This window comes from Mesorhizobium sp. P5_C1 (assembly GCF_054049815.1).
Genome location: NZ_JBFULQ010000423.1, coordinates 1 through 4868, shown reverse-complemented (window position 1 = coordinate 4868; position 4868 = coordinate 1). Strand labels below are relative to the sequence as shown.

5 protein-coding genes and 1 pseudogene are annotated in these 4868 nt (G+C 63.6%); 1 reads left to right on the top strand and 5 read right to left on the bottom strand.

The genetic code is table 11. The features are described 5' to 3' along the window. Positions 1-181, bottom strand: a pseudogene (locus ACXJ7R_RS24845) (DUF445 domain-containing protein); the annotation flags it as partial. A 276-nt stretch (positions 182-457) separates the two neighbouring features. Here ACXJ7R_RS24845 and rirA point away from each other — a divergent pair. Further along, positions 458-922, top strand: a complete 465-nt coding sequence (rirA, locus tag ACXJ7R_RS24840) for an iron-responsive transcriptional regulator RirA (protein WP_457154137.1) — start codon at positions 458-460, stop codon at positions 920-922. 134 nt (positions 923-1056) lie between these two features. On the opposite strand, the gene ACXJ7R_RS24835 is transcribed toward rirA, so the two are convergent. The 4 genes from ACXJ7R_RS24835 to ACXJ7R_RS24820 all read right to left on the bottom strand — a co-directional run. Continuing rightward, positions 1057-1848: a heme ABC transporter ATP-binding protein gene (locus ACXJ7R_RS24835; RefSeq protein ID WP_457154136.1), complete on the bottom strand. Its 792-nt coding sequence runs from the start codon at positions 1846-1848 to the stop codon at positions 1057-1059. Between the two features lie 22 nt (positions 1849-1870). Continuing rightward, positions 1871-2974 (bottom strand): FecCD family ABC transporter permease, encoded by a 1104-nt coding sequence (locus ACXJ7R_RS24830; protein ID WP_457154135.1) that lies wholly within the window; start codon positions 2972-2974, stop codon positions 1871-1873. Positions 2975-2985: 11 nt separating this feature from the next. Further along, on the bottom strand, positions 2986-3894 hold the full coding sequence (locus ACXJ7R_RS24825; RefSeq protein ID WP_457154134.1) for a heme/hemin ABC transporter substrate-binding protein: 909 nt from the start codon (positions 3892-3894) through the stop codon (positions 2986-2988). A gap of 11 nt (positions 3895-3905) precedes the next feature. Beyond that, positions 3906-4868: hemin-degrading factor (locus tag ACXJ7R_RS24820; protein ID WP_457154133.1), on the bottom strand; the 963-nt coding region annotated here is incomplete at its 5' end.

Below are 4868 nucleotides of genomic sequence, written 5' to 3'. Positions count from 1 at the left end.
AGACCGCGACGAAGCCGAGCCACGGATAGATGTGCTCGAACGATTTGGCGAGCGCRAACACCAGCACGCAAAGCGCCAGCGCCGCCGCCGCGATAAACTTTGTCCACCGCAAGGCGGAAAGCCTGGCCTCCGCGTCGGCATCGAAACGGACAGGCGCCAGCGACTGGACCGATTGTGACATGGATGAGCTGCTCCTCGTCAATCTCGGGCCTATTTAGTGTTTCATCAGGCGAAATGCCCGTTACAGCCGGTTTCGCTCGCACCTTGCTCGGATGCACACACAAAGTTGACGAGAATGTTCATCTATTGTGCCTGGCTAGTCTGGAATTGTTCCAAGGTATAGGCCATATTCCGCCCAGGCCAATGTGGCGAATCCGAAATTTCGGAGTCAAAGCCGCATCAGTAAAGTTTTGAAATCTGGCGTGGTTCTACCGCACCAGCGCGTTGTGAGGACAAAATGCGGCTTACGCGCCAGACCAACTATGCCATGCGCATCCTGATGTATTGTGCCGCCRACAATGATCGATTGAGCCGCATCCCCGAGATCGCGGCCGCCTATTCGGTGTCGGAGTTGTTCCTGTTCAAGATCCTRCAGCCGCTGGTCGAGCACGGCCTGGTCGAGACCGTGCGTGGCAGGAATGGCGGCGTCAGGCTTGGCCGTGCCGCTGAGTCCATCAGCCTATTCGATGTCGTGCGCGTGACCGAAGAGAGCTTCGCCATGGCCGAATGCTTCGAGAACGATGCCGCCGAATGCCCGCTGGTCGACAGCTGTGCGCTGAACTCGGCATTGCGCGAGGCGCTGAACGCGTTCTTCGCGGTGCTGGAGCGCTACACGATCGCCGATCTCGTGGCGGCGCGGCCGAATGTGCGCAACCTGCTCGGTATCGACATGCTGGTGGAGCGCCGCGCACCTGCTGCCTGAGCAAGTCTCCCGAGTCTGATTAGGTCCGTTGAGATTCAGGTCACGCTGAGTCGAGAACGAACGGAGCGTACTTTCGGGTACGTGAGTACCGGAAGCGCAGGAAACCGCCATTCGCAGGCCGCCTCACCTGAGTATCAACAGACCGTCGACTGCGGCAATACGAACGGCATGTCGCCGGCCGGCAGCACGCCGACCCTGAGCCGGCAGTCGAACACTTTTTCGATCAGGTCGTCGCTCAGCACGGCCCGTGGCGAGCCGGTGGCAGCAAGCCTGCCGCGATGCATGACAAAAATCCGGTCGGCAAACATGGCCGTCAGATTGAGGTCGTGCAGGATGGCGACCACGCCGCCGCCCCTTCTGGCGAAGTCGCGGGCGATGTTCATGATGATCAGCTGGTGCTTGATATCGAGGCTGGAAACCGGCTCATCGAGGAACAGATAGCGCGGCTTGCCGTCGAGCACCGGCGCCCAGACCTGGCACAGCACGCGCGCAAGCTGGACACGCTGCTGCTCGCCGCCCGAAAGCTCCTGGTAGAAACGCCCGGCAAAACCATCGAGGTCGACACGCGCCAGCGCCCGTTCCGGCAGCCGCGCGTCCTCGCCCGGCAAGACGCCCGAGCGGCCGCCGACAAGGCCAAGCTTGACCACCTCCCGCACCGTGAACGGAAACGACAGCGTCGTCGCCTGCGGCAGCACGGCCCGATGGACGGCGATCTCGACCGGCTTCATCGCCGAGAGGTCGCCGCCGTTGAGGACGACATGTCCGGTGTAGGCGAGTTCGCCGGACAGCGCCTTGAGGAAGGTCGTCTTGCCGGACCCATTGGGGCCGACGATTGCCGCCACTTCGCCGGGGCGTGCGGCGAAATCGACACCGGCAACGATGTGCTTGCCGGCGATCGCCACGGAAACATCCCTTGCCTCGATCATCCGAGCCTCACAGGTCCCTAAATCACAAATCAACGACGCCGCGCTTGCGCAGCAGTATCGACAGGAAGAACGGCGCACCGGCGATCGCGGTGACAATGCCGATCGGCAATTCAGCCGGCGCCACGATGGTGCGCGCGACGGCGTCGGCCAGCAGCAGCAGCGAGGCGCCGAGCAGCGCCGATGCCGGCAGCAGGTAGCGATTGTCGGGACCGATCAGCAGCCGCAGCAAATGCGGTACGACGATGCCGACGAAACCGATGCCGCCGCTGACGGCGACGGATGCACCGACCGCCGCCGAGACACCGATGATGGCCGTGTACTTCAGCCGTTGCACCGGAATGCCGAGATGGCCGGCGGTCGCCTCGCCCAGCGCCAGTGCGTTGAGGCCGCGCGCCAGGAACGACATCGCCACCAGCGCCAGCATGATGATCGGTCCGACCGAAGCGATCTTCGCCCAGGTCGCGCCACCGAGCGATCCGAGTTGCCAGAAGGTCAGGTCGCGCAACTGGCGGTCGTCGGCCATGAAGATCAGGATGCCGGTCAGCGCCATGGCAAGCGCCGCCAGCGCGATGCCGGCGAGCAGCATGGTGGCAACCGAGGTTTGTCCCCGTCGCGTGGCAACCTGGTAGAGCACCAATGTCGTGGCGAGCCCGCCACAGAATGCCGCCAATGGCAGCGCAAGCGTGCCAAACCAGGCCGTCACCGGCGCCAGCACCGTGGCACCGAGCACGATGACGGCAACCGCGCCGAGGCTGGACCCGGCCGAAACGCCGATCAGGCCGGGATCGGCGAGCGGATTGCGGAACAGCCCCTGCATGACAGCGCCGGAGACGGCAAGTGCTGCGCCGACCAGCATGCCCAGGATGATGCGCGGCAGGCGGATGTCGTAGACGATCAGGCTGTCGCGGGCCCTCAACGCGGCGTTATCAGGCACGGTGCCGAACAGCCAGTCGCTGATGACATTGACGGCCGATGCGTCCGATGCTCCGGACGTCAGCGACAAAAGCACGGCGATGACGAGCCCCAGGCACAGGAGAAGAGTGACGATGCGGGCGCGATCCGAGCGATCGCCGTCGGATGCACCCGCCATCACCTTCACCGGGCCGGCCATTGATTGATCGACCATGATCTGCCCGCTCAATCCGTGACCTGCCCGCCATAAAGCGAGACGGCGAGATCGTGGATAGCATCGGCCGTGCGCGGCCCGAAGCCGAGCAGATAGGCGCCGTCGATGCGGATCAGCTTGCGTGCGGCACCCGCCGGCGTCGAGGCGATGGACGGATTGGCGAACAATTCGTCGTCCGATACCGGAGGCCCGGCATTGCTCATCATCAGGATCACGTCCGGCCTGGCGGTGATGATCGCCTCGTCGGACATTTGCTTGTAGCCGGAAAAGCCTTCCACGGCATTGCCCCCGCCCGCCAGCTTGACCATGCCATCGGCGGCGGTCTCGCTGCCGGCGGCCAGGATCTTGCCGCCCTGTATCGACAGCACGAACAGGATGCGCTTGCGCTGCTTGATCGAGGCCGTCTGCTTTTCGGCCGCGGTGAGCTTGGCATCAAGCTCCCTGGCCAGCACCTCGGCCTTGGCGTCGACGCCGAGTGCCTTGCCGACGATGCGGATCTTCTCCAGGATGCCTTCGTGGCTATAGTGTTCGGGCACTTCGATGAACGGGACACTCGCCTTCTTCAGCACATCGACGGCTTCCCTGGGACCGCTGCCGTGCAGCGCAAGGATGCCGGTCGGGTTGACCGACAGCACACCTTCCGGCGACAGYTGGCGCATGTAGCCGACATCAGGCAGATCAAGTGCGGCCTTCGGATACCGGCTGGTGGAATCGCGAGCCACCAGATGCTTCTCCTCGCCGAGCGCGTAGACGATCTCGGTGATGGAGCCGCCAATGGCAACTATCTTCGAGCGATCGGCAAAGACGGTCGCACCCTCGGCGGCGTTGCCGGGTTGCAAGGCGACAAAAGCCAGGGAGAGACCGATTGCCGGTCCAAGCGCCAGCCTGAGAACAGGCGCCAGTCTGGAAAAGGAAACCATAGGTATCATCCTCAGGCTGCGGTCGGGCTAGGGATGCGCGGCAGGTGTTCCGCCAGGAATCGCCAGTCGTCGCGCTCGCTCTCGCCTTCGTGGCGTTTGCCGAAGAACTGGATGATCATCTTGCCGTCGGCATCATAGACTTCGAGCGAGGTGACGTGACCGTCCTTGGTCGGCTTGCGCACCGCCCAGACCTCATGGAGGTGGTCGGTTCGCAAGTGCAGGTGGAAGGTCTCGTCCAGTACGTTGATCCATGGCCCCATCGGCTTGATGGATTTGACCGAACCGGAATGGATCTGGATACAGCCGCGATTGCCGACAAAGCACATGATCGGCATCTCGCCCTCGGCGGCATGATGGAACATGGCGCGGACGGCGTCATTGTCGAGCCGCCAGGCATAGTCCTGGCCGACCATACGCACCGCCTGCCGGCGGCTGAGCTTCAGCGTCTTCAGCATGCCGAAGAACTGGTGCACGTCGGTCAGCCGGCTCCAGCGGTCGCGCAAATCGTCAAGATTGGCGGTGGTTTCCCCGCCATGGACCTCGTCGTCGGGGACGTGTCCAGAAATGTCGATCGTCGGCTCCTGGTTCGACGATTCGAGCGCGGCGACCAGCTTTTGGTAGGCATAGAGACTGGAGGCAGGCCGCAGATGCACCTTGTGCACCGCCTCGCCCGCCGCGTCGAAGAACTGCAGGCTGCGGCGAATGTCGTCGCCATCGCGCTTTTCCACGGCAAAGCCGTGCGCCCAGACTTTCGGGAAGATGCGCAGATCGATGTTTTCGCCGAGCACCATGGCATTGTGGTTGCCGGTGACGATCTTGTCGTAGACGCCGATCTTCTCGTGCACCGCACTTTCGTTGCGGGTCAAGGCCATGACTTCGCCGACGGCTTCGAGGCCGGTCAGGAGATCGTTGACGCGCGGCTCGATGCGGACAACCCCGTCGCCGCAATGCGCGGCGATGAGCTCGGCCTCCGA

Coding starts and splice junctions, on each gene's coding strand:
- ACXJ7R_RS24830 (WP_457154135.1), bottom strand. CDS start 2,974: ATGGTCGATCAATCAATGGCCGGCCCGGTGAAGGTGATGGCGGGTGCA.
- ACXJ7R_RS24835 (WP_457154136.1), bottom strand. CDS start 1,848: ATGATCGAGGCAAGGGATGTTTCCGTGGCGATCGCCGGCAAGCACATC.